This is a genomic window from Pseudomonas fungipugnans, from assembly GCF_029955235.1.
Classification (GTDB): domain Bacteria; phylum Pseudomonadota; class Gammaproteobacteria; order Pseudomonadales; family Pseudomonadaceae; genus Aquipseudomonas; species Aquipseudomonas fungipugnans.
The window spans coordinates 2,091,152-2,115,517 of sequence record NZ_JARBWL010000002.1; the positions used below are offsets into that span (position 1 = coordinate 2,091,152).

18 protein-coding genes are annotated in these 24,366 nt (G+C 60.9%); 13 read left to right on the top strand and 5 right to left on the bottom strand.

Annotation, left to right across the window (positions count from 1 at the left end; all coding sequences use genetic code 11):
- The first annotated feature begins 10 nt into the window (after positions 1–10).
- Together POF45_RS24695 and POF45_RS24700 are read left to right on the top strand one after the other, a co-directional pair.
- On the top strand, positions 11–451 hold the full coding sequence (locus POF45_RS24695; protein ID WP_282316962.1) for a GlcG/HbpS family heme-binding protein: 441 nt from the start codon (positions 11–13) through the stop codon (positions 449–451).
- 330 nt (positions 452–781) lie between these two features.
- Entirely contained in the window at positions 782–1,240 is a 459-nt protein-coding gene (locus POF45_RS24700; RefSeq protein WP_259500844.1) for an REP-associated tyrosine transposase, read from the top strand.
- A 129-nt stretch (positions 1,241–1,369) separates the two neighbouring features.
- On the opposite strand, the gene POF45_RS24705 is transcribed toward POF45_RS24700, so the two are convergent.
- Entirely contained in the window at positions 1,370–1,975 is a 606-nt protein-coding gene (locus tag POF45_RS24705; RefSeq protein ID WP_259500846.1) for a TetR/AcrR family transcriptional regulator, read from the bottom strand.
- A 259-nt stretch (positions 1,976–2,234) separates the two neighbouring features.
- Here POF45_RS24705 and POF45_RS24710 point away from each other — a divergent pair, with 259 nt between their 5' ends.
- The 4 genes from POF45_RS24710 (at position 2,235) to POF45_RS24725 (ending at position 11,149) form a co-directional block, all read left to right on the top strand.
- Positions 2,235–3,368 carry an efflux RND transporter periplasmic adaptor subunit gene (locus POF45_RS24710; RefSeq protein ID WP_259500849.1) on the top strand — a complete coding sequence of 378 codons (1,134 nt, stop codon included), beginning with the start codon at positions 2,235–2,237 and terminating at the stop codon, positions 3,366–3,368.
- A 13-nt stretch (positions 3,369–3,381) separates the two neighbouring features.
- Positions 3,382–6,462, top strand: coding sequence for an efflux RND transporter permease subunit (locus POF45_RS24715; RefSeq protein WP_259500851.1), 3,081 nt, complete (start codon positions 3,382–3,384; stop codon positions 6,460–6,462).
- Positions 6,452–9,574 carry an efflux RND transporter permease subunit gene (locus tag POF45_RS24720; protein WP_282316963.1) on the top strand — a complete coding sequence of 1,041 codons (3,123 nt, stop codon included), beginning with the start codon at positions 6,452–6,454 and terminating at the stop codon, positions 9,572–9,574. Before POF45_RS24715 ends, POF45_RS24720 begins: the two co-directional genes overlap by 11 nt.
- A 135-nt stretch (positions 9,575–9,709) precedes the next feature.
- On the top strand, positions 9,710–11,149 hold the full coding sequence (locus tag POF45_RS24725; protein WP_259500855.1) for an efflux transporter outer membrane subunit: 1,440 nt from the start codon (positions 9,710–9,712) through the stop codon (positions 11,147–11,149).
- Positions 11,150–11,206: 57 nt separating this feature from the next.
- On the opposite strand, the gene POF45_RS24730 is transcribed toward POF45_RS24725, so the two are convergent.
- Positions 11,207–12,157, bottom strand: a complete 951-nt coding sequence (locus tag POF45_RS24730) for an AraC family transcriptional regulator (RefSeq protein ID WP_282316964.1) — start codon at positions 12,155–12,157, stop codon at positions 11,207–11,209.
- 294 nt (positions 12,158–12,451) lie between these two features.
- On the opposite strand from POF45_RS24730, the gene POF45_RS24735 reads away from it, so the two are divergent.
- From POF45_RS24735 to POF45_RS24745, 3 genes are all read left to right on the top strand, one after another.
- Positions 12,452–13,759: an ABC transporter substrate-binding protein gene (locus tag POF45_RS24735; protein ID WP_282316965.1), complete on the top strand. Its 1,308-nt coding sequence runs from the start codon at positions 12,452–12,454 to the stop codon at positions 13,757–13,759.
- 155 nt (positions 13,760–13,914) lie between these two features.
- The gene (locus POF45_RS24740; RefSeq protein ID WP_259500860.1) at positions 13,915–14,688 is read left to right on the top strand and encodes an L-iditol 2-dehydrogenase; all 774 of its coding nucleotides are present in this window, start codon (positions 13,915–13,917) and stop codon (positions 14,686–14,688) included.
- 78 nt (positions 14,689–14,766) lie between these two features.
- Positions 14,767–15,705, top strand: coding sequence for a DUF808 domain-containing protein (locus POF45_RS24745; protein WP_282316966.1), 939 nt, complete (start codon positions 14,767–14,769; stop codon positions 15,703–15,705).
- Positions 15,706–15,802: 97 nt separating this feature from the next.
- Here POF45_RS24745 and POF45_RS24750 read toward each other — a convergent pair whose 3' ends face one another.
- Together POF45_RS24750 and POF45_RS24755 are read right to left on the bottom strand one after the other, a co-directional pair.
- Positions 15,803–16,591 carry an MlaA family lipoprotein gene (locus tag POF45_RS24750; protein ID WP_259500864.1) on the bottom strand — a complete coding sequence of 263 codons (789 nt, stop codon included), beginning with the start codon at positions 16,589–16,591 and terminating at the stop codon, positions 15,803–15,805.
- Positions 16,584–17,882: a serine/threonine protein kinase gene (locus POF45_RS24755; protein WP_259500866.1), complete on the bottom strand. Its 1,299-nt coding sequence runs from the start codon at positions 17,880–17,882 to the stop codon at positions 16,584–16,586. The genes POF45_RS24750 and POF45_RS24755 overlap by 8 nt, the downstream gene beginning before the upstream one ends.
- Before the next feature lie 223 nt (positions 17,883–18,105).
- On the opposite strand from POF45_RS24755, the gene POF45_RS24760 reads away from it, so the two are divergent.
- On the top strand, positions 18,106–18,474 hold the full coding sequence (locus POF45_RS24760; RefSeq protein WP_259500869.1) for a hypothetical protein: 369 nt from the start codon (positions 18,106–18,108) through the stop codon (positions 18,472–18,474).
- Between the two features lie 113 nt (positions 18,475–18,587).
- Here POF45_RS24760 and POF45_RS24765 read toward each other — a convergent pair whose 3' ends face one another.
- A complete protein-coding gene (locus POF45_RS24765; protein WP_282316967.1) occupies positions 18,588–20,183 on the bottom strand; it encodes a glycoside hydrolase family 17 protein in 1,596 nt (531 codons plus the stop codon).
- Positions 20,184–20,483: 300 nt separating this feature from the next.
- Here POF45_RS24765 and POF45_RS24770 point away from each other — a divergent pair, with 300 nt between their 5' ends.
- The 3 genes from POF45_RS24770 (at position 20,484) to POF45_RS24780 (ending at position 23,508) form a co-directional block, all read left to right on the top strand.
- Entirely contained in the window at positions 20,484–21,335 is an 852-nt protein-coding gene (locus POF45_RS24770) for a glycine betaine ABC transporter substrate-binding protein (protein WP_259500872.1), read from the top strand.
- A gap of 206 nt (positions 21,336–21,541) precedes the next feature.
- A complete protein-coding gene (locus POF45_RS24775; RefSeq protein WP_259500876.1) occupies positions 21,542–21,853 on the top strand; it encodes a DUF485 domain-containing protein in 312 nt (103 codons plus the stop codon).
- On the top strand, positions 21,850–23,508 hold the full coding sequence (locus POF45_RS24780; RefSeq protein WP_282316968.1) for a cation acetate symporter: 1,659 nt from the start codon (positions 21,850–21,852) through the stop codon (positions 23,506–23,508). The genes POF45_RS24775 and POF45_RS24780 overlap by 4 nt, the downstream gene beginning before the upstream one ends.
- Positions 23,509–24,366 lie beyond the last annotated feature (858 nt).

Below are 24,366 nucleotides of genomic sequence, written 5' to 3' on the forward strand. Positions count from 1 at the left end.
GGACGGCACCATGAGCGCTTTAACCTTGAAAGTTGCAGTCAACCTGGTCAGCCAGGCCATCGCCGCCGGGCGTGCAATCTCCGCGGCTCCACTGACCATCGCGGTACTGGATGCGGGTGGCCATCTGGTCACGTTGCAACGCGAAGACGGCGCCAGCCTGCTACGCCCGCAAATCGCCATCGGCAAGGCTTGGGGGGCAATCGCCCTGGGCAAAGGCTCGCGCCTGCTGGCACTGGATGCACAACAACGGCCGGCGTTTATCGCGGCGTTGAACAGCCTGGGGCAGGGCAGCGTGGTGCCGGCACCGGGCGGCGTGCTGATCCGCGATCAGGCGGGGAACGTGCTGGGTGCGGTGGGGATCAGCGGGGATTTGTCGGATGTGGATGAGCAGTGCGCGATCAGCGCGATAGAGGCGCAGGGGTTGCGGGCGGATGCTGGGGTTACGGCTTGATTTTCAGCGTCTGAGCAAATGTCATCGCGAGCAAGCTCGCTCCCACAGGGATTTCGGGTGGTTACACATTCTGTGTTCATCCCCAGTGTCATTGTGGGAGCGAGCTTGCTCGCGATAGCTATCGAAAGGACACATCCAGATAAAAGCCTGCCACTAGCTCCCACAGGGATTTCGGGTGGTTACACATTTTGTGTTCATCCCCGGGCCAGTGTGGGAGCGAGCTTGCTCGCGATCGCTATCGAAAGGACACATCCAGATAAAAGCCTGCCGCACCCTTCGGTCCCCACGGGGCTAGCCTTTCCAGGACTTAATCATAAGAGAGGCAAAGGAATGCCTGATTTTCCCGCTTCACACCGCCTACGCCTGGGTCGCTATGTCGAAGCCAATCGGATTTATCTTCTGACGACCAACACGCTCGACCGCAAATCGGTATTCGAGAGTTTGACCTTGGGCAGACTTGTCGTTGAGCAATTTCGAAGTGCAGAGGAGCAGGGTTGGGCAAACTCATTGGCTTGGGTTGTCATGCCAGACCATTTTCACTGGTTGATCGAGTTGCAGCAGGGATCATTGAGTGAGCTGATGCAAAAAACCAAATCATTGAGTACGCGAGCGGTGAATATGGCTACCGGTCGCAAGGGCAGCCTTTGGCAGCAGGGCTACCACGATCGGGCATTAAGGCGAGAGGAAGATTTGGTGGAGCTTGCCCGGTATGTCGTTGCCAATCCATTACGAGCTGGTCTGGTCGAGCGGCTTGGCGACTATCCGCTTTGGGATGCTATCTGGGTTTGAGCGATTAGCGAGTCGCTGCCATCGCGAGCAAGCTCGCTCCCACATTGGATTCGCGACGAACACAAAATTTGTGAGCACCCTCATCCCCTGTGGGAGCGAGCTTGCTCGCGATTGAAGTCGACTCGGTTTTCAGTCCGGCTCACACCCCTTCAACACCAACCGGATAATCGTCTGTGCTGCCGCCTCGTAATCTGCCTCGTCCAGCTTCGCTTTGCCGGTCACCGCCGAGATCTGCCAGTCGAAGTCGGCGTAGGTCTGGGTCGCGGCCCAGATGCTGAACATCAGGTGGTTGGGGTCGATGGTGGCGATCTGGCCGCGGTCGATCCAGGTCTGGATGCAGTCGATGTTGTGCTTGGCCTGGCTGTTGAGCTGTTCCACCAGGTCGGGGCTCAAATGTGGGGCGCCGTGCATGATTTCGCTGGCGAACACCTTGGAGGCGAAAGGCAGGTCGCGGGAGATGCGGATTTTCGAGCGGATGTAGCCGCTCAGCACTTCACTGGGCACGCCGTCCGGGTTGAACGGGGTCGAGGCCTGCAGGATCGGCTCGATGATGCTTTCCAGGACCTCGCGATAGAGGTTTTCCTTGGATTTGAAGTAGTAGTAGACGTTGGGCTTGGGCAAACCCGCCTTGGCTGCGATGTCACTGGTTTTGGTCGCAGCGAAGCCCTTGTCGGCAAATTCTTCACTGGCGGCACGCAGGATCAGTTCTTTATTGCGCTCGCGGATAGTGCTCATAAACCAGGGGGTTCCTTGCCTGTGCTGGCGGTTGCGCATGGTATCACCGGCCTCGCGCGGCGCTCAAGAATGCCTGTAACAGCGGTGTTACTGACAATCTCTGTCGGTGCGCTGAACAAATTCGCGGATCTTCGGGTGAACCCCGGACACGCTGCTAGAGTTCAAGTCAGCGATCAGCCATTGGCACTAGTCATCTTGAGTGGCCGGGCTCTACTTTCAATCGCCGCGTGTCACTGCCGGCCTGTTCGAGTGCAAAACTGTGGAGAAAAGCAGACGAAGCAAAATCGGCCTGGTAGTCGGGGTGCTCCTGCTGGTGCTGCTGGGTGTCGCGCTTTGGTATTTCCTGGTGTTGGGTCGCCACAAAGTCAAACCGCCGCCACCCGCCGAACCAGTGGCCGCCGTCGCGGTGAAATTGCAGGACGTTCCGGTGTACATCGACGCGCTGGGCACGGTCACACCGACCCGCACTGTGACGGTCATCAGTCAGGTCGATGGCATTCTCAGCACGGTCGAATTCAAGGAAGGCCAGCAGGTGCGCAAGGGCCAGGTGATTGCCCGTATCGACGACCGGGCACTCAAGGCGCAACTGGCCGTGGCCAAGGGCACGCTGGTGCATGATCAGGCGCTGCTGAGCAACGCCGTGCGGGACCTGGCGCGTTATCGCGAGCTGATCAAGGTCGGCTCCACCACCCAGCAAACCCTCGATACCCAGGCGTCCCTGGTGCAGCAACTGCAAGGCACCGTCGCGTCCGATCAGGGCAGCGTGCAGAACCTGGAAGTGCAGGTCAGTTATTGCACCATCACCTCGCCGGTCGATGGCGTGGTCGGTTTGCGCCTGGTCGATCCGGGCAACTACGTCACCACCACCGCCACCACCGGCATTGCCGTGATTACCCAGATGACCCCGGCCACCGTGGTGTTCGCCGTGCCCGAGGACGACCTTGGCGCGATCAATCAGGCCATGGCCAAAGGCGTGGTGACAGTGCTGGCCTATGATCGTAACAAACACAACCTGCTGGCGACCGGCGCTCTGCTGGCGCTGGACAATCAGGTCGATACCAGCACCGGCACGATCAAGGTCAAGGCGCAGTTCGATGACTCGGGCAAGGCGCTGTTTCCCAATCAGTTCGTCAATGCGCGGCTCAAGGCCGACACCCTGACGCAAATCACCGTGGTGCCGACCCGGGCGATTCAGCACGGCAGCAAGGGCGACTTCGTGTTTGTGGTGGTCGATCCTGGCAACAAGGTCAGTTTGCGCAACGTCAAGACCGGTCCGGCCACGGGCGATGTCTCGGCGATTCTCGACAATGGCGTGAAGCAGGGCGAGCAGATAGTCACCGAGGGCGCGGACAAGCTGGACGACGGTTCCGCGGTGAAGGTCGTCGCGCAGTGAGGGGGCGCTAACCATGAACGTCTCGCGCCCCTTTATCGAACGGCCAGTGGCGACCACTTTACTGATGATCGCGGTGCTGTTGCTCGGCATGCTCGGTTATCACCTGCTGTCGGTGTCGGCGTTGCCGGAAGTCGATTACCCGACCATTCAGGTGTTCACCCAGTACCCCGGTGCCAGCCCCGAGGTGATCAGTTCGTCGATCACCGCGCCGCTGGAACGCCAGCTCGGCGAGATGCCGGGCCTCAAGTCGATGAACTCCACCAGCTCCGACGGCGCGTCGGTGGTGACCCTGCAATTCGATTTGTCGCTGTCGCTGGATGTCGCCGAACAGGAAGTGCAAGCCGCAATCAATGCCGCCGGCACGTTCCTGCCGGCCAACCTGCCGTATCCGCCGGTGTACAGCAAGGTCAACCCGGCGGATGCGCCGGTGCTGACACTGTCGCTGACCTCCGACGTGTTACCGCTGACCAAGGTCGAGGACCTGGCCGATACGCGCCTGGCGCAGAAAATTTCGCAGATCACCGGCGTCGGCCTGGTCACCATCAGCGGCGGTCAGCGCCCGGCGGTACGGGTCGAGGCTAACACCTCGGCGCTGAACAATCTGGGCCTTTCGATCGATGACCTGCGCACCTCGCTCGGCACCGCCAACGTCAACCAGGCCAAGGGCAACATCGACGGCAAATACCAGGCCTATTCCATCGGCGCCAACGACCAGTTGCAGTCGGCCGAGGAATATCGCGATCTGGTGATTGCCTACAAGAACGGCGCACCCATTCGCCTGTCGCAGATCGCCTCCTCGACCCAGGGCCCGGAGAATCCGCGTCAGGCTGCCTGGACCAACAGCACGCCGTCGATTGTCCTCAACATCCAGCGCCAGCCCGGTGCCAACGTCATTGATGTGGTCGACCGGGTGCAGAGCCTGTTGCCCAAGCTGCGCGCCAGTCTGCCGGCCACGCTCAAGGTCGCGGTACTCACCGACCGCACGCAAACCATTCGTGCCTCGGTCACCGACGTGCAGTACGAACTGGGCGTGGCGGTGCTGTTGGTGGTGATCGTGATTTTCCTGTTCCTGCGCAATCTGCCGGCGACGATCATTCCGGCGGTGACCGTGCCGCTGACGCTGGTCGGCACGCTGGCGGTGGCCTATGGGCTGGGGTTTTCGCTGAACAACCTGACGCTGATGGCGCTGACCATCGCCATCGGCTTCGTGGTCGATGACGCCATCGTCATGATCGAGAACATCACCCGCTACATCGAGGCCGGCGACTCGCCGATGGAAGCAGCGCTCAAGGGCTCGGAGCAGATCGGTTTCACCATCATCTCGCTGTCCATCGCGCTGATCGCGGTGATGATCCCGCTGCTGTTCATGGGCGACGTGGTGGGACGGCTGTTCCGCGAATTCGCCATGACCGTGGCCGTGACCATCGTTATCTCGGCACTGATTTCCCTGACGCTGACGCCGATGATGTGTTCGCGGATGCTCAAGCACAAAAAGGAAGAGCGCCGGGTCGATTTCTTCGACCGGATCAACGGCTATTACGTCAAAGGCCTGGACTGGGTGCTGGAGCATCGCGGGCTGACGCTGATCTCGGTGGTGCTCACTGCGCTGCTGACCCTGCTGATCATCGTGATCATGCCCAAGGGCTTTTTCCCCGAGCAGGACACCGGGCTGATCCAGGGTATTTCCCAGGCCTCGCCGACCATTTCCTTCCAGCAGATGCAGGTTGAACAACAGCGGCTGGCGGCGCGGATCCTCAAGGACCCGGCGGTGGCGAGCCTGTCGTCCTTTGTCGGTATCGACCAGACCAACCCGACCATCAATCAGGGCAACCTGCTGATCAACCTCAAGGCCCACGGCGACCGTGACAGCAGCGCGGCGGTGATTCGCCGGCTGTCCGACGCCAACGCCGATGACGCAGGCATTCGCCTGTACCTGCACAGCGTGCAGGACCTGACCCTCGACGCCACGGTGTCGACCACCAGTTATCGCCTGGGTTTGCAGGCCACTGACCCGGACGAACTGGAGCAATGGACCACCAAGCTGTTGGCGGCGATCAAGCAGGACCCGATGTTCACCGATGTGCAAAGCCAGGCGATGCAGTTCGGCAATCAGATCCAGCTCAACTTCGACCGCGCCACCGCCTCGCGGCTGGGCGTGACGCCGCAGGCCATCGATGACGTGCTGTACGACGCCTTCGGACAGCGTCAGGTCTCGACCATCTACACCCAGCTCAACCAGTATCACGTGGTGATCGCCACCGACCATCCGCCGCGCAATCTGGCGGACCTGCTGACCGGGCTGTACGTCGACATTCCGTCTGGCGGCGTGGCGCCGTTGTCGAGCATGGCGACCATGCAAGTGATCCGCACGCCGGTCACCATCAACCGGCTGGGGCAATTCCCCTATGCCGATGTCTCGTTCAACCTGGCGCCCGGCCAGACCCTCGGCGCCGCCGTGACCCGGCTCAAGGACATTGAAGACAAGGCCGGCCTGCCGCTGTCGGTACAGGCCAATCTGGAAGGGGCGGCGGCCACCTTTGAAGCGTCGCTGTCCAATCAGGTGTTCCTGGTGCTGGCGGCCGTGATTGTGGTGTACCTGATGCTGGGGATTCTCTACGAGAGTTTCGTGCACCCGGTGACGATTCTCTCGACCCTGCTGTCCGCTGCGCTGGGGGCCTTGCTGGCGTTGCTGATCACCGGCACCCAGTTCGACATCATCGGCCTGATCGGCATTGTGCTGCTGATCGGTATTGTGATGAAGAACGGCATCATGATGGTCGACTTCGCCCTGGAACTGGAGCGCAAGGGTGGGCTGGACCCTGTGGCGGCGATTCGTCAGGCTGCCGAGCTGCGGTTCCGGCCAATCCTGATGACCAGCATGGCTTCGCTGTTCGGTGCGGTGCCGTTGGCGCTGGGCACCGGGATCGGTTCCGAGCTGCGCCATCCGCTGGGCATCGCGATCATTGGCGGGCTGTTGCTGAGCCAATTGTTGACGCTGTTTTCGACGCCAGTGATTTTCCTCGCCATGCACGGTCTGGAACGGCGTTTCAGTCGGCGCCAGCCGGTGGTCGAGGCCTATCGCGATGAACCTTAGCGCGCCCTTTATCCAGCGTCCCATCGCGACCACCTTGCTGGCGGTCGGGCTGGCGCTGTTCGGTGTACTGGCGTTCAACTTGCTGCCGGTGGCGCCGCTGCCGGAAGTGGATTTCCCCACCATCAGCGTGCGCGCCTCATTGCCGGGGGCCGACCCGAGCACCGTGGCGTCGTCGGTGGCGACGCCGCTGGAGCGCCAGTTCGGGCAGATCGCCGGGGTCACCGAGATGACGTCGTCCAGCTCGCTGGGGGCAACGCGCATCACCCTGCAATTTGACCTCAATCGCGACATCGACGGCGCTGCCCGGGATGTGCAGGCAGCGATCAACGCGGCGCGCAGCAACTTGCCAAGCGATTTGTCCGGCAACCCGACCTACCGCAAGGTCAACCCGGCCGACTCGCCGATCCTGATCCTCAGCCTGACCTCCGACAGCGCGACCCGCGGGCAAATGTATGACGTGGCCTCGACCTTGCTCGAGCAGCGTTTGCTGCAAACCACCGGGGTCGGCGATGTGACGGTGGGCGGCGCGTCCTTGCCGGCGGTGCGGATCGAACTCAACCCCGACCGACTGAACCAGTACGGCGTCAGCCTGGAGCAGGTGCGCGAAGTGGTGCAGGCGGCCAACGTCAACCTGCCCAAGGGCACGGTGTCGATAGGCGACCGGTCGTACGGGCTGCAAGCCAACGACATGCTGTACAAGGGCGCTGACTACGGGCCACTGGTGGTCAAGCAGAGCAACGGCGATCTGGTGCGTATTTCCGATTTGGGCGACGTCACCGAGGACGTCGAAGACCTGCGCAACTATGGCCTGTCCAATGGCAAACCGGCGGTGCTGCTGGTGGTGTTCAAGCAGCCGGGGGCCAACGTCATCGACACGGTGGACGCGGTGAAGGCCGACCTGCCGTTTCTCCAGAGTTCGATTCCGTCGTCGATCAAGATCAATACCCTGATGGACCGCACCACCACCATTCGGGCATCGCTGCGCGATGTCGAGCTGACACTGCTGATCTCGATTGTGCTGGTCACGCTGGTGACGTTCGCGTTTTTCCGCGACTGGCGCAGCACGCTGGTGCCGGCCATCGTCGTGCCGCTGTCGCTGCTCGGCACCTTTGGCGCGATGTATTTCCTGGGCTACAGCCTGAACAACCTGTCGCTGATGGCGCTGACCATTTCCACCGGCTTTGTGGTGGACGATGCCATCGTGGTCGTCGAGAACATCATGCGCCACCTGGAGAAGGGCGAAACCCGGATGCAGGCGGCATTGGCCGGGGCGCAGGAAGTCGGGTTCACGGTGATGACCATCAGCGTCTCGCTGGTGGCGGTGTTCATTCCGCTGCTGCTGATGGGCGGAATTGTCGGGCGGCTGTTTCGTGAATTCTCGATTTCGCTGTCGGTGGCCATCGTCATTTCGATGGTGGTGTCGCTGACCGTGACGCCAATGCTCTCCAGCGTGCTGCTGCGTACCAAAGAGCAGACCGCCAGTGACAGCGAGCATCCGGATTCGCGCTTCCACCGGTTCTATGACCGGACGCTGGGCTGGGTGATCGAGCATTCGTTTCTGATGGGCCTGACCACCTTGCTGGTGATCGTGCTGGCCTGCGTGCTGTATGTGCTGGTGCCCAAGGGCTTCTTCCCGCAGGAAGACACCGGGCGCATGTCCGGCAGCATCATTGCTTCACAAAGTATTTCGTTCGGCGCGATCCAGTCCAATTTCAGCGAGATCAACCGCAAGGTGTTGAGCAACCCGAACGTGGCGACGGTCGGCGGATTTCTCGGCGGTGGTGGCGGGATCGGCGGGGCGGTCAACAGTGCGCAGTTGTTCATCACCCTCAAATCCTTGTCCGAGCGCAAGGACAGCGCCGATCAGATCATGGCCCAGGTGCGCAAGACCCTCGGCGAAATGCCGGGCACGCGCCTGTATTTGCAGTCGGCCCAGGACATCACCGTCGGTGGCCGGCAGAGCGGGGCGCAGTATCAATACACCATGACCGCCGATGACCAGAGTACCCTCGATGAGTGGGTGCCCAAGGTGGTGGCGGTGCTGCACACCTTGCCGCAACTGACCGACATCAACACCGACCAGCAGGACAACAGTCTGATGGCCAGTGTGACCGTGAATCGGGATGCGGCGGCGCGGCTGGGGGTGAGCATGTCGGCCATTGACCAGACGCTGTACGACGCCTTTGGTCAGCGTCAGGTCTCGACCATCTACCGCTCCGCCAATCAGTATCACGTGGTGATGGAAGTGGCGCCGCCCTACTGGACCGACCCGTCGGCGCTCAAGGGGATTTACGTGCCGGTGGGCACGGCCGCCGCCACCAGCAAAGGCAGCGCGGCGGCGCCTAATCTCAGTGCCACGGCCAAGCAGCAGTTGGTGCCGCTGTCGGCGATTGCCGATTACTCGGTGGGGCGCACGGCCATTTCCATCAATCATCAGGGCACTTTTCCGGCGGTCACGGCCTCATTCAACCTGGCGCCCGGCGTGTCCATCGGCCAGGCCACGGCGCTGGTGGAGAATGCCGTGGCGCAGTTGCGCATGCCGGCCAGCGTGGTTGGCTCGTTTGCCGGCACGGCCCAGGTGTTCCAGTCGTCGGTGGCCAATGAGCCGTTGTTGATCGTCGCTGCATTGCTGTCGGTGTACATCGTGCTGGGCATGCTCTACGAGAGCCTGGTGCACCCGTTGACGATTCTCTCGACCTTGCCGTCTGCCGGGGTCGGGGCGTTGATTGCGTTGCTGCTGACCGGCACCGAGCTGTCGATCATTGCGCTGGTGGGGGTGATTTTGCTGATTGGTATCGTCAAGAAAAACGCGATCATGATGATCGACTTCGCCATTACTGAACGGCGCGAGTTTGGCCTGAGCGCCAAGGAAGCGATTCGCCGCGCCTGCCTGATCCGCTTCCGGCCGATCATGATGACCACCCTGGCGGCGATTCTCGGCGCCTTGCCGCTGGTGCTGGGCACCGGCTATGGCTCGGAGCTGCGCCGGCCGTTGGGGATTTCGATTATTGGCGGGTTGGTGTTCAGCCAGTTGCTGACGCTCTACACCACCCCGGTGATTTACCTCTGGCTCGACCGGGCGTCCCAGCGCCTGCGCCGCAAGGAGCAATAAATGAGTGTTTGTAAATCCCTTGCAGGCAGCACCCAATCTCCTGTGGGAGCGAGCCTGCTCCAGCGCCAGTCAGCTACGACGCAGAACCCTGTGGGAGCGCATTCAGCTGATTGGCGCTGGGGGCGGCTCCCACATGTGTTCGCGTTGTTGGTTGCGATTGGGTTGAGCGGCTGCATGGTCGGCCCCGACTATCACAAGCCCCCCATCGAACTGCCGATGACTTTCAAGGAAGGCACGCAATGGCAGCGGGCGGCGGCCAACCCGCAGGGCGCATTGGACAGCCAGTGGTGGCGGGCCTATCAGGATCCGATCCTCAATGACCTGATCGCCCGTTCGGCCAAGGCCAACCAGTCGATCATCGGCGCCGAAGCGGCGTATCGCCTGGCGCAGGCGCAAGTGGCATCGAGTCGCGCCGGGTTGTGGCCGACGGTCGGGGTCGGGCTTTCCGGGGCGCGTGGCGCAGGCGGCAGCGGTTCCAGTTCCAGTTCCAGCACGACGACGGGAGTGAGCGCCGGCACGGGGGGCACTGGCGTCTCAAACTCGGTCAGCGCCACCCTGAGCGCCAGTTGGGAGCCGGACCTGTGGGGGCTGGTGCGGCGCGGTATCGAGTCGAGCCAGGCAAACCTGCAGTCCTCCGATGCCTTGCTGGCGGGAGTGCGCCTGTCCATCGATGCCAGCGTGGCTACCAACTATCTGGGCCTGCGGCAACTGGACATGGACATCGACCTGCTGCAAAAACAGCAGACCATCAATCAGCAGTTGCTGGAGATGATCCAGGCGCAAACGGTTCAGGGCACAGCCACCAACGACCAATTGCTGGTGGCTCAGGATCAGTTGAGTACGGTGATCACCGATCTGCAAACCTCACAACGGTCACGCGAGCAGGCCGAACACGCACTGGCGGTGCTGGTGGGTGTGGCACCGGCACAGTTCAATCTGCCGGCGGTAACCGCCTACAATTTTGTGCTGCCAATGCCGCCACCAACGTTGCCATCGAGCCTGTTGCAACGGCGCCCGGATGTGGTGTCTGCCGAGCGTCTGGCGGCGGCAGCGAACGCGAAAATCGGTGTCGCCCAGGCGGCGTTCTACCCGACGCTGGACCTGACGGCCGAAGGCGGCTATCGCGGCTCCGCGCTGGGTGGCCTGTTCTCCCTGCCTAACCGCGTCTGGACCCTGGGACCGGCGCTGGCCGAAACAATTTTCGACGGCGGTGCCCGGGAAGCGGCGAAGGAGCAAGCCCAGGCCAGCTACGATCAGGACGTGGCCAACTACCGGGGCACGGTGCTCAGTGCGCTGCAAAACGTCGAGGACAACCTGTCAGCGATCAATCATCTGCACACCCAGGCACAAGCTTTTGAACAGATGTTCCAGCGCAATCAGCAATTGTTCGGCAGTCAGGAAGCGCAACAACGCGCCGGCACGGTCAGTCAGCAAGCGGTGCTGACCCAGCAACTGGTGTTGCTGCAAGCTGAACAGAATTGGCGTGATACTCAGGGGCTGCTCAGTCAGGGCAGCGTCGCGCTGTTCCAGAGTCTGGGCGGGGGCTGGCAGGAACACGCCGAGCCGAAAAACTGACACCCGAGCCGAGCGCAGAGGCCTGGCGCATGGCCGTGATCGCCAGGCATGACTCACTCAATGGGCTTTGGCGAAGGGCAGGGAAGGGGGCGTACCGCTGCGGTTGAACAGTGTCATCGCCGCAGCGCGACGGTATTCGCTCGGCGTCTGTGCCATTTCGATACGGAAATGCCGGTTGAAATTGGACAGGTTTTCATAGCCCACCTCAAAGCAGATGTCCGTCACCAACATCTCTGTTTGCAGCAATAGCCTGCAGGCGCGCTGGACCCTGAGTTTGCGCATCAGGTCGATGAAGCCGTGGCCGGTAATGCGTTTGAAGAAACGCGAAAACCCCGGTTCGCTCATCTCCAGGCGCTGAGCGATGACCGACAGGCGAACATCCCCTGTGAGCTCTGTCAGCAGGTAATCAAACGCCTTGTTGATGCGTTCCGAACTGCGCGCGTCCAGCGTCGGTGTGTAGTAGGCGCTGGCGAGCATATGGACGTCTTGCGCAGGCGCTTTCATCAGCGTGTTGATCAATTGCAGAAACAGGATCAAACGCTCAAGGCCTTGAGCCGGGCCTATCTCCTCCAGCAAGCGTGCCGCCTGCAAGGCGGTTGAACCGGTGAACTCCAGACCTCGGCGGGCACATTCGAACAGCTGTTGAAGCTCGCCCAGCTCGGGCAATGTACCGCGCAACGCCAGAATGGCTGCGCCATCGAACTGCAGCACGACATCGCGGCCCTCCAGGTATTCCCCGGGCGCGACATCGCCAATCCAGTCATGAGGCAGGTCGGGACCGATGAGTGCAACGTGGCCGGCCCCGAACGCACCAATGTAGTCGCCCGCAACCAGCTTGCCGCTGCCCTGGCGAATCAGATGAATTTCGAACTCCGGATGGTGGTTCCAGCGAGCCAGTGCGTAGGGGTAATCGTGTTCGTACCAGCGAAAGCAATGATCGGGCTCGGGAAGAATGACCTCCAGTTCCGCGGGTCGCTGTTCGAACAGGGCGGCTCGGCTATCAGGCATGACATGGCCCTTTTATCGTTATTTGTTCTTGGTCTGCGACCAACATACGCCTTGTCGATCAGTGCCTGCTACTGCAGGTATTGACTGAGGCTGATACTTTTTTGATCGCCGCAGTGGGGCAGCGCTTGGGTTAAAAAAGTACCAGAGCGGCATCCGCCATTCGTTTGTCCGGGGTTTTTCAAGCTGCTGTAATCGGGGCGTCCACTCTTGTCGGTCCGACGGATTTGATCAGCCGTGGTCAACAACAAAAACAACAGCTCCAGCCATCCAGGGCGAGGAGCGGAGAGCCCTACGATGAACATCCCCAAAGCGCTTTTCCTTTGTGCCAGCCTGTCCTTCGCCCTCGTCTGCCACGCCGCCGAAACAGTGACCATCGCCACTGTGAACAATGGCGACATGATCCGCATGCAACGGCTTTCAAAGGTTTTTGAACAGCAGCATCCTGAGGTGAAACTCAATTGGGTGGTGCTGGAAGAAAATGTCCTGCGCCAACGCCTGACCACCGATATCGCGACACAGGGCGGCCAGTTCGATGTGCTGACGATTGGCACCTACGAAACTCCGCTCTGGGGTTCCAAGCACTGGCTCGAACCGCTGACGAACCTGCCGGCAGACTACGACCTCGAAGACATTTTTCCTTCGGTGCGCCAGGGCCTGACGGTGAACAACACCCTCTACGCATTGCCTTTCTACGCAGAAAGCACGATGACGTATTACCGCACCGATCTGTTCAAGCAGGCCGGCCTGAGCATGCCGGCGCAACCGACCTGGACGCAGCTCGGCGAATTTGCCGCCAAACTGCATCAGCCGGACAAGGGACCGTACGGCATCTGCCTGCGCGGCAAGGCTGGTTGGGGGGAGAACATCGCGCTGTTGAGCACCATGGCAAACGCCTTCGGTGCGCGTTGGTTCGATGAAAAATGGCAGGCGCAACTGACCAGTCCACAGTGGCTGGCAGCGGTTCATTTCTACGTCGATGTCTTGAAGAAGTACGGGCCGCCGGGCGTGTCGAGCAATGGCTTCAACGAGACGCTGGCGCTGTTCAACAGCGGCAAGTGCGCGATCTGGGTGGATGCTAGCGTGGCCGGCTCGTTCACCACCGATAAAACCCAGAGCAAGGTCGTGGACAGTGTCGGCTTCGCGCCCGCTCCGGTTGAAGTGACCGACAAAGGTTCGTCGTGGTTGTATGCCTGGTCATTGGCGATACCGGCCACGTCCACCCACAAACAGGCGGCAAAGGCGTTCATCACTTGGGCGACGTCCAGGGAATATATTCAACTGGTCGCGGCACAGGACGGCATCACCAATGTGCCGCCCGGCACTCGGCAGTCCACCTACAACGAGGCCTATCTGCAGGCCGCGCCGTTCGCAAAAGTGACGTTGCAGATGATGCAGCACGCCGATCCTGCGCACCCCTCAAGCCAGCCGGTTCCTTATGTCGGCATCCAGTACGTCACCATTCCCGAGTTCCAGGCGATCGGTACGTCCGTCGGCAAGCTGGTGTCTGCGGCACTGACGGGACAGATGTCGGTCGATCAAGCGCTGAACGATGCCCAGACCGCCACTGAGCGTGAGATGAAACGCGCGGGTTATCCCAAGTAACTCCGCACAAGCCTGCTCCTGCTTCCTGTGGGAGCGAGCCTGCTCGCGAAGAGGCCATGACATTCAGTCTATGAGTTGACTGACACACCGCTTTCGCGAGCAGGCTCGCCCCCACATTGGGCGCACCCGATACTTAAAAAATGGATGAACCAACAATGAAACGACTCGAAGGTAAAAGCGCGCTTGTCACCGGTTCCGCCCGAGGCATCGGGCGTTCTTTTGCTCAGGCTTACATTCGTGAGGGCGCGACGGTCGCTATTGCCGACATCAACCTGGAGCGTGCCCAGGCCACGGCGACCGAGTTGGGACCGAACGCGTATGCGGTCGAGATGGACGTGACCCGCCAGGACTCGATCGACGGTGCAATCGCCGCCGTCGTTGCCCGGACCGGCAAGCTCGATATCCTGATCAATAATGCCGCCCTGTTCGATCTGGCGCCGATTGTCGAGATCACCCGAGACAGCTTCGAGCGTCTGTTTTCGATCAATGTGGCAGGCACACTGTTCACCCTTCAGGCGGCGGCTCGGCAGATGATCAACCAGGGGCATGGCGGCAAGATCATCAACATGGCCAGCCAGGCCGGTAGAAGAGGGGAGGCGCTGGTCGGTGTGTATTGCGCAACCAAGGCCGCCGTGATCAGCCTGACCCAATCAGCCGGTCTGGACCTGATCAAGCATCGGATCAATGTCAATGCCATCGCGCCAGGCGTCGTCGACGGTGAGCATTGGGACGGCGTCGATGCGATGTTCGCCCGCTACGAGAACCGGCCATTGGGTGAAAAGAAAAGGCTGGTGGGGCAGGAGGTGCCTTTTGGGCGCATGGGCACCGCTGACGATCTCACCGGTATGGCCATTTTTCTCGCCTCCTCTGAAAGTGAGTACGTTGTGGCGCAGACCTACAACGTCGACGGTGGCAACTGGATGAGCTGATGTCGCTTCTCGCTTCTCGCTTCCCCTGCACCCGTCGCGTTATGCTCCGCGCACTTTTTATGTAGGGAAGCCTGACCCATGGCAGGAAGCAGTTTGCTGGTGTTGATCGACGATATCGCCGCGGTCCTCGATGACGTAGCGTTGATGACCAAAATGGCCGCAAAGAAGACCGCTGGCGTCCTGGGCGATGATCTGGCGCTCAACGCCCAGCAGGTCAGTGGCGTACGCGCCGAGCGGGAAATTCCGGTGGTGTGGGCGGTCGCCAAGGGCTCGTTTCGCAACAAGCTGATTCTGGTGCCGTCGGCGCTGGCCATCAGTGCGTTCATCCCATGGCTGGTCACGCCGCTGCTGATGGTCGGCGGCGCTTACCTGTGTTTCGAAGGCTTCGAAAAACTCGCCCACAGCTTTCCGCACAGCAAGACTGAAGACCAGGCCGGACACGCACAGATGGTCGATGCCGTGGCCGATCCGGCCACCGATCTGGTGGCGTACGAACAGGACAAGATCAAGGGCGCGATCCGCACCGACTTCATCCTCTCGGCGGAAATCATCGCCATCACCCTCGGCACCGTGGCCGACGCCACGCTGACCCAGCAAGTGATCGTGCTGTCGGGCATCGCCATCGTCATGACCATCGGCGTGTATGGCCTGGTGGCCGGCATCGTCAAACTCGACGACCTCGGTTTGTGGCTGACCCACAAACCCGGGCAGATGGCCAAGCGTATCGGCGGGGCGATCCTGCGCGCGGCGCCGTACATGATGAAGAGCCTGTCGGTGATCGGCACGGCGGCGATGTTCCTGGTGGGTGGCGGGATCCTCACCCACGGCGTGCCGGTGGTGCATCACTGGATTGAAAGCGTCAGCGTGGCGGCGGGCAGTGCCGGGTTTGTGGTGCCGGTGTTGCTCAATGCGGTGGCGGGGATTGTGGCGGGGGCGGTTGTGCTGGTCGGCGTCATGGCCGCCAGCAAAATCTGCAAAGCGCTGAAGGGCCAAGACCCGGCCGCCATTCAAGATTAAACACATGCCCGCTCCCACAAGGGGGGCGTGGTGTGGTTGGGGAATAAAAAAAGGCCATTCGATTTCCATCGAATGGCCTTTTTTGTTGCCGATCGACTTACTCGGCAATCTGCAACTTGCGCGCCTCGGTGTAGACGAAACGCACTTTCTCGTACTCGAACGGCGAGTTCAGCTGACCATAGCGGAAGCTGGTCTGGTAGCGCTTGTCGATGCCGCGCAGGACCCAGATTTCCGGGTGGTTTTCGCTGACCTTGGCGACGTTCAGGAAGTTGATCGCCGATTCGCCGGTGTAGTCCACCGCCAGGCCTGCGGTGTCACGCAGGTTGGACGGGCCGAGGATCGGCAGGACCAGGTAGGCACCGCCCGGTACGCCATAGAAACCCAGGGTCTGGCCGAAGTCTTCGCTCTGGCGCGGCAGGCCCATGGCGGTGGCCGGGTCCCACAGGCCGGCGACGCCCAGGGTGGTGTTGAGTAGCAGGCGGCCGGTGGTTTCCAGCGAGCGATGGCCCTTGAGTTGCAACAGGCTGTTGAACAGGTTCGGCACATCGCCGAGGTTGTTGAAGAAGTTGCTGACGCCGGTGCGCAGGAAGCTCGGGGTGACGTAGCGATAGCCATCGACAACCGGCAGGAACACCCACTGGTCGAACCGGTAGTTGAAGTGGTAGACCCGACGGTTCCACTCCTCCAGCGGGTCGTAGACGTTCAGCGCGTTGAGGGTCGAGCGCTCGAACTCGCGCTGATCCAGTCCCGGGTTGAACTTGAGTTTGGTCAGTGGCTCCTTGAAGCCGTCCTGGTCAACCACCACGGGAGCGTTGGCTTTGCTGTTGTCGGCCTGGGCGACGCCTGCACAGAGTAACGCTGCGATAAGCAGGAGATATTTAGCCACGGAAGAACTCCAGCATGGCGTCGCTGTTGACGCGGTAGTTAAGGTTGCCGCAATGGCCGCCGTACGGGTAGACGGTCAGGCGATCGCCAAAGGTTTTACGCAGGAAACCGAGGTCGCCAGGGCCGAGGATCACGTCGTCGGCGTTGTGCATGACGGCGATTTTCGGGCTGTCGTGCAGGTAGTCCTTGAGCGCGTACAGGCTGACCTGATCGACCAGTTGCAGCAGGCTGCCACCGTCGGTGCGGGCGCGCCACATCGGGATCACCTGTTCGGTCAGGTAGCAGTCGAAGTCGCATTGCAGCGCACGCTTGAGAAATGGCGTGAGGCTGGTGCCTTCGGTGATCGGGTATTTCGGCGGGGTGATCAGGCCGCGACGGTTGATCAGGTCCGAGGTGAAGGCGATATCGGCTGCCGAGAAACGGAACGAGGTGCCGATCAGCATCGCCATCTGTTCGTTGGTCAGGTGCTGCTTGGACTGCTGGAAGTCGTAGAGCAGGGCATCGTTGAGGTCGATGTAGCCTTTCTGCTGGAAGTAACGGGTCAGTTTGCTCAGCACCAGTTCATAGAAGGTGGTGCTGTTGGTGATGCCCTTGACCTCGGTCTGGACCAACTTGTCCAGGTTGGTGATCGAGGTGTAGAGGTTGACTGGCGGGTTCAGCAGCAGGACTTTCTTGAAGTTGAAGCTGCGACGGGTTTCATCCAGATGCGCGACGAACGCGGCATCCAGGGCGCCCAGGCTGTAGCCGGTCAGGTAGTAGTCGGTGACCGGCACTGTCGGGTTTTGCGCCCGTACGGCCTGCATCACCCGATACATGTCTTCGGCATCTTCCTTGGTGATACCCGGCGTGGCAAAGCGCGAAGCGGCGCTGATGAAGTCGAAGCTGGTCGGCGACGACAGTTGCACCACGTGGTAGCCGGCCTTGTAGTAGAGCTTTTTCAGGTATTCGTTGAGGCTGCTGTCGTAGCGCGCACCCGTGCCGGCGATCAGGAAGATCAGCGGCGCGGCGTGGTCCTGGGTGGCAATGCGGTAGGTGAGTTTTTTCACTGCCCAGAAATTGTCTGGCAGGATGAACTCGCGTTCCGGGCGCAGGGTGACGCTGCGATCGGACTGATTGATGTCATCGTTGGACGGTAGCTCCGGGCGCAACTCCGGTGGCGTCGTGGCGATCGTCGCCTCGAACGGGTTGGTCAAGGGGTAGCCATAACTGGCGGCGTCGATGTCGACGGCCAGCGCGGACGCACTCAAAATAAGGCCGCCAAACAAGGCGGCGAAGCGCAAGGAACGGAGCATGACTAAATCCCTTAGGAAAGGTGCCGAATGAAGTTCGCAGGCTATGACCACCGCGCGAGGGCCAAAGTGCCATGTATCGGCACCAAAGAGGCAAGAAATCGGGGTAATAGTAGCTGGACGATACACTTTGCAGCCGTTTCGTGAGCAATTATCTGCTGCCCGCGCTTGCTTACCGCTGCCGGGGGATTAAGCTGGCCGCCGTTTTCGCCTATTGGAGTGTTTCATGTCCCACCGTCTGCCCGTGATTTTGCTGCTCGTTCTGTTGCCGTTATGGCTGGCCGCCAGCTATGGCGCGCGTTATGGCTTCATGGAGGATGCGCAATGGGTCGGCCTGTGCGCCGATGAAGCGAGCCGCTGGGAATGCGCCGTGCGCTCCAACCTGGGCCTGATGATCCACTTCAAGGTGCTGGGTTATGGCGCGTTGGCGGCGGCGATTCTCGGCTTCGTGGTGCCGGGCCGCGCGGGGTGGTGGCTGGCGGTGCTGGCGCTGGTGCTCGGCTTTCCGGCGCTGGCGTTGTACAACACCACACTGGCGGTGTTTGCGGTGGTGATCGCGGGGATGCGTCTGGTCAGAGCCTCCCGCAGCGCTTGATAGTCTGCCTTCGCGAGCCAGCCCGCTCCCACATTCGACCGCCTCTATTTGGAGTATGCGGTCACCTGTGGGAGCGGGCTGGCTCGCGAAGAGGTCAGCACAAGCGCTGAAGATCAGCCCTTGCGACCCCGCAAACTGCGCCACAACGCGGCAACCATCAACCCGCTCACCAGCGCCCAGCCCCAGGCCTGCTGGTTCTGCAGGCCTTCACGGAACAGCTGCGGCGCAATGCCGGCGCCGATGATGAAGGTCAGCAGGGCGATTTCCCGGCGTGGCACGTTCACCGGACGGCACAGGTAGACCAGTGCCGGGACGATGAAGGCAACGCTCGGGAAGCTGCGATAGCGCGGATCGAACACCAGTTCCAGCATCATCACCGCGGCGGCGAACCCGGCGGCTGCCAGCAGCCAGCCTGCGCGGCGTTCCAGCACATTGAAGGCCCGCTCACGCCAGCCGGTGCGAGCGCTCAGCGTCAAGGCGGCATGGATCAGCACCAACAGGTTCAATGCCGTCAGCAAGCCGACCCACAGCCATTCCCCGGCAAAACGGGTGGTGACCCGCGCCAGATCGCCCCAGGCGCCAATCGAACAAGCGGCGAGCGCGCCCAGCAGCGGCAGCACCAGCGCTGCGCGAGTCGTGCGAACCCGGCCGCCGATCAGCAGCGTGCCGAGGAAAATCAAACCGCCCACCGTCAGCCACTGCGACCAGTACGGCACGTTCGTCACCGGACCTGCCAGCACGCCCTTGTCCTGGCGATCGGCATCGAACAGACCCCAGTAGCCGCCGACCGCGCCTTCACTGGCGCGCTTCCACGGCTGGTCAAAGGCTTCGATCAGGTTGTAGTGCCAGCCTTGCTGTTCGGCCATGGCCACAAAACCACGAATGAACTTGGCTTCGTTGACCCGACTCGGCAGGGCGGTTTCACGCTGACGGCCTTCACTCGGCCAGCCGGTTTCGCCAATCAGCACATCCTTGGGCGCGAACTTGTTGCCGAATACCTGACGAACCTCGGCCACGTGTTGCAGGGCGGCGTCGATATTCGAGGGATCATCTTCCCAGTACGGCAGCAAGTGAATGGTCAGGAAATCCACCGCCGGGGCGATTTCCGGGTGCTTGAGCCAGAACTCCCAGACGTCGGCATAAGTGACAGGCTGTTTGACCTGGCTCTTGACCTTGTTGATCAGTCTGGCCAGTTGTGGTCCGGTGACTTCCTTGCGCAGCAGGGCCTCGTTGCCGACGATCACCGACGTCACCACATCCGGGTTGGCGTTGGCGCTGGCAATCAGCAGGTCGACTTCCTTCTCGGTGTCCACCGGGTTGCTGTTGACCCAGGCGCCGATCATCAGCTTCAAGCCGTGTTTGCGCGCCAGATCCGGCAGGGCTTCAAGGCCGGTCATGGAGTAGGTGCGGATGCACTCGAAGCGGGTGGCCAGCAGCGCGAGGTCGGCGTCCATGCGCTCGGGGCGCAGCTTGAACGGCACGTCGAACGGCGATTGATCCTTGTCGAACGGCGTGTAGGAGGCGCATTGCAGCTTGTGCGTGGCAGTGGCGGCGTCCGGCAGGATCACCGGTTTGCCGAGGCCGTACCAGAAGCCGCAGAGGGCAAACAGGCCCAGCAGGCAGGCGAATAGATAAGCAAGGAAAGGGAAGCGTGATGTCGCGGGCATGATCAGGCCGTCTGGGAACAAAGGCGCGCATGTTACCTGCATTTACCCCGCGCTTGGTGGCCTGCATGGTTTTGACATGCAAAGTTCGGGCGGATTGGACGATGGCCTGGCGGTGGTCTTGATTAATGGCGTTCTGATGTCGTTTCTCGTTGCCTTGAGGTCGCTGACAGAGCAGGTCGTGCGTGGCAGCAGGTTGATTATCGAGGCGTCAGTGTGCTCATTGATCAATCGCGCTGATGATCGAACGAGTTTGCGGTGAGGCGTGATGGGGCGCTGTGCACCATAACAATACGTTGACGCCGCTCGGCATCCGTCGGGCGCAGCACTTTCGGGGAAGTAACGATGAAGATGCGACGACTTTTAGGCGCCAGTGCCGCTCTGGTGCTGGCGATTGGCTCCACATTCGCCAATGCCGAGAGCAAGACCCTGAGCATCGGCTACGTTGACGGCTGGTCCGACAGTGTCGCGACCACCCACGTCGCGGCCGAAGTGATCAAGCAGAAGCTTGGTTATGACGTGAAACTGCAAGCGGTCGCCACCGGGATCATGTGGCAAGGCGTGGCCACCGGCAAACTCGACGCCATGCTCTCCGCCTGGCTGCCCGTGACCCACGGTGAATATTGGGCCAAGAACAAGGATCAGGTCGTCGATTACGGCCCGAACTTCAAGGACGCGAAAATCGGCCTGATCGTGCCGGACTACGTCAAGGCCAAGTCCATCGAGGACCTCAAGACCGATGACAGCTTCAAGGGCCGCATCGTCGGTATCGACGCCGGTTCAGGCGTGATGCTCAAGACTGATCAGGCGATCAAGGATTATGGCCTGACCAACTACACCCTCAAGGCCAGTTCCGGCGCCGGCATGATTGCCGAGCTGACCCGTGCCGAGAAGAAAAACGAATCCATCGCCGTCACCGGTTGGGTGCCGCACTGGATGTTTGCCAAGTGGAAACTGCGCTTCCTCGACGACCCGAAAGGCGTCTACGGCGCGGCTGAAACCGTGAACAGCATCGGCAGCAAGGAACTGGCGACCAAAGCACCGGAAGTGGCCAAGTTCCTGAAGAACTTCCAGTGGGCATCGAAAGACGAAATCGGCGAAGTCATGCTGGCGATTCAGGACGGCGCCAAACCTGAAGTCGCGGCCAAGGATTGGGTGGACAAACACCCGGATCGCGTTGCCGAGTGGATCAAGTGATCTGATCGAAAGCGTCAGTCAGCACCCTCCAGAGCCCCTTGGCATTTATGCCAAGGGGCTTTTGCTTTTCCCCACATTTGTTTTTGTTTTCTGAAAAGTGGCAAAACCGTCATGTCGTTCTAATACTAAGGTCGTCTGGAACCTGTTCCGCAGCCGCATAAAGTGGATACGTTCCAACAATAATCTGTGCTGCGAGGATAAAAACAATGAACGACAGCATTTACCTCTCGATTCAAAACAGCCCGCGTTTCAAGGAGCTGGTTAGCAAGCGAGAAAAGTTCGCCTGGATTCTCTCGGCGATCATGCTTGGGCTGTACTCCGGATTCATCCTTTTGATTGCCTACGGGCCGCATGTGCTGGGGGCGAAAATCAGCCCTGAGTCATCGATTACCTGGGGAATACCGATTGGTGTCGGGCTGATTCTTTCGGCCTTTGTCCTGACGGCGATCTACGTGCGACGCGCCAATGGCGAATTTGACGACCTGAACAATGCGATTCTCAAGGAGGCTCAGCAATGATCCGGCGTCTAATGGCTCTATTGAGCATCGCAGCCTTCGCCCCTGGCGCCTGGGCGGCTGAAGCCCTGACCGGCGAAGTGCACAAACAACCGCTTAACGTCTCCGCGATCCTGATGTTCGTGGCCTTTGTCGGCTTGACGCTGTGCATCACCTATTGGGCTTCCAAGCGCAACAATTCGGCGGCTGATTACTATGCGGCGGGCGGCAAGATCACGGGCCTGCAAAACGGCCTGGCGATTGCCGGTGACTACATGTCGGCGGCGTCCTTCCTGGGGATTTCCGCGCTGGTGTTCACCTCTGGCTACGATGGCCTGATCTACTCGATCGGCTTCCTGGTGGGCTGGCCGATCATTCTGTTCCTGATCGCCGAGCGCCTGCGCAACCTGGGCAAATACACCTTTGCCGACGTGGCGTCCTACCGTCTGGGGCAAACCCAGATCCGTACGCTGTCAGCCTGCGGTTCGCTGGTGGTGGTGGCGTTCTACCTGATCGCGCAAATGGTCGGTGCCGGCAAGCTGATCCAGCTGCTGTTCGGCCTGGACTACTACGTTGCGGTAATCCTGGTCGGTATCCTGATGTGCCTGTACGTGCTGTTCGGCGGCATGCTGGCGACCACTTGGGTGCAGATCATCAAGGCGGTGCTGTTGCTGTCCGGTGCCTCGTTCATGGCGCTGATGGTGATGAAGCACGTCAACTTCGACTTCAACACGCTGTTTTCCGAGGCGATCAAGGTTCACCCTAAAGGTGAGGCGATCATGAGCCCGGGCGGCCTGGTGAAAGATCCGATCTCGGCGTTCTCGCTCGGCTTGGCGCTGATGTTCGGTACGGCTGGCCTGCCACACATTCTGATGCGCTTCTTCACCGTGAGTGACGCCAAGGAAGCCCGTAAGAGCGTGCTGTATGCCACTGGCTTCATTGGCTACTTCTACATCCTGACCTTCATTATCGGTTTCGGCGCGATCCTGCTGGTCAGCACCAACCCGGCTTTCAAAGATGCGGCTGGTGCGTTGCTGGGTGGCAACAACATGGCGGCAGTGCACCTGGCTGACGCGGTGGGTGGCAGTATTTTCCTGGGCTTCATCTCGGCGGTAGCGTTTGCCACCATTCTGGCGGTTGTTGCTGGCTTGACGCTGGCGGGTGCCACGGCGGTGTCTCACGACCTGTATGCCAGTGTGATCAAGAAGGGCAAGGCGAACGACAAGGATGAAATCCGCGTTTCGAAAATCACTACCGTTGCCTTGGGTGTGCTGGCGATTGGTCTGGGTATTCTGTTCGAAAGCCAGAACATTGCGTTCATGGTCGGCCTGGCGTTCTCCATTGCGGCGAGCTGTAACTTCCCGGTGCTGCTGCTTTCCATGTACTGGAAGAAGCTGACCACGCGCGGTGCGATGGTGGGTGGCTGGATGGGGCTGATCAGTGCGGTGGGGTTGATGGTGCTTGGGCCGACTATCTGGGTGCAGATTCTGCATCATGAGAAGGCGATTTTCCCGTACGAGTATCCGGCGCTGTTCTCGATGGCCATTGCGTTTGCCGGGATCTGGTTCTTCTCGATTACTGACAAGTCTGCGGCGGCTGACAAAGAGCGGGAGCTGTTCTTCCCGCAGTTTGTGCGTTCCCAGACGGGGTTGGGGGCGAGTGGGGCGGTTTCTCACTAAGGCTTCAAGGTTGGTTGTTTAAGTTGTGTTGAAGGGAATGCCCTGGTCGAGAGATCGGGGCATTTTTTTTGGGCGGTAATCGGCCTCTGGGCCGACCAGGTTCTTGTTGGTGGAGTACATATCCGTTGCTGCGGTCACGGGGGCTTAGGGTTTCGCCCTTACGGCGACTCACTTTTTTTTCAAACGCCAAAAAAAAGTAAGCAAAAAAAGGCTCGCCCCGAGCGTCCGGCCCCTCGCTAAGGCTCGGCGTTCCTTCGTTCCGGTATTCATCTGGGGGCATCGCCTACGGTCTGCTTCGCGACGACCTCCTCTCGATGTGTGCGGCTTCGCCGCACGGCGCTACGCGCCTGACCCCCAGATGAACACCTCCACTCAGCCTCCCGAAGGGGCGGGTAGATCAAGAGCTGCAGGCGAGCTAACGCTCGGCCTGATGAGTGGTTAAGAACGGCGGGTGTATGGGGGGCGGCTTCTGCCTTTGCTTTGAAGGCGGCCTGACAGCCGACCGATCTCCCTCAGATGCACCCGGTTCAAACTGTGGGAGCTGGCTTGCCTGCGAAGACGCCCAGCCAGCCAACCAATCTCCCCCTGCTGCACCCGGTTCAAACTGTGGGAGCTGGCTTGCCTGCGAAGACGCCCAACCAGCCAACCAATCTCCCTCAGATGCACCCGGTTCAAACTGTGGGAGCTGGCTTGCCTGCGAAGACGCCCAACCAGCCAACCAATCTCCCTCAGATGCACCCGGTTCAAACTGTGGGAGCTGGCTTGCTCGCGAAGGCGGCCTGACAGCTAACCAATCTCCCTCAGATGCACACGGTCCAAACTGTGGGAGCTGGCTTGCCTGCGAAGACGCCCAACCAG

Coding starts and splice junctions, on each gene's coding strand:
- POF45_RS24695 (WP_282316962.1), top strand. CDS start 11: ATGAGCGCTTTAACCTTGAAAGTTGCAGTCAACCTGGTCAGCCAGGCC.
- POF45_RS24700 (WP_259500844.1), top strand. CDS start 782: ATGCCTGATTTTCCCGCTTCACACCGCCTACGCCTGGGTCGCTATGTC.
- POF45_RS24705 (WP_259500846.1), bottom strand. CDS start 1,975: ATGAGCACTATCCGCGAGCGCAATAAAGAACTGATCCTGCGTGCCGCC.
- POF45_RS24715 (WP_259500851.1), top strand. CDS start 3,382: ATGAACGTCTCGCGCCCCTTTATCGAACGGCCAGTGGCGACCACTTTA.
- POF45_RS24720 (WP_282316963.1), top strand. CDS start 6,452: ATGAACCTTAGCGCGCCCTTTATCCAGCGTCCCATCGCGACCACCTTG.
- POF45_RS24730 (WP_282316964.1), bottom strand. CDS start 12,157: ATGCCTGATAGCCGAGCCGCCCTGTTCGAACAGCGACCCGCGGAACTG.
- POF45_RS24735 (WP_282316965.1), top strand. CDS start 12,452: ATGAACATCCCCAAAGCGCTTTTCCTTTGTGCCAGCCTGTCCTTCGCC.
- POF45_RS24740 (WP_259500860.1), top strand. CDS start 13,915: ATGAAACGACTCGAAGGTAAAAGCGCGCTTGTCACCGGTTCCGCCCGA.
- POF45_RS24745 (WP_282316966.1), top strand. CDS start 14,767: ATGGCAGGAAGCAGTTTGCTGGTGTTGATCGACGATATCGCCGCGGTC.
- POF45_RS24755 (WP_259500866.1), bottom strand. CDS start 17,882: ATGCTCCGTTCCTTGCGCTTCGCCGCCTTGTTTGGCGGCCTTATTTTG.
- POF45_RS24760 (WP_259500869.1), top strand. CDS start 18,106: ATGTCCCACCGTCTGCCCGTGATTTTGCTGCTCGTTCTGTTGCCGTTA.
- POF45_RS24765 (WP_282316967.1), bottom strand. CDS start 20,183: ATGCAGGTAACATGCGCGCCTTTGTTCCCAGACGGCCTGATCATGCCC.
- POF45_RS24770 (WP_259500872.1), top strand. CDS start 20,484: ATGAAGATGCGACGACTTTTAGGCGCCAGTGCCGCTCTGGTGCTGGCG.
- POF45_RS24775 (WP_259500876.1), top strand. CDS start 21,542: ATGAACGACAGCATTTACCTCTCGATTCAAAACAGCCCGCGTTTCAAG.
- POF45_RS24780 (WP_282316968.1), top strand. CDS start 21,850: ATGATCCGGCGTCTAATGGCTCTATTGAGCATCGCAGCCTTCGCCCCT.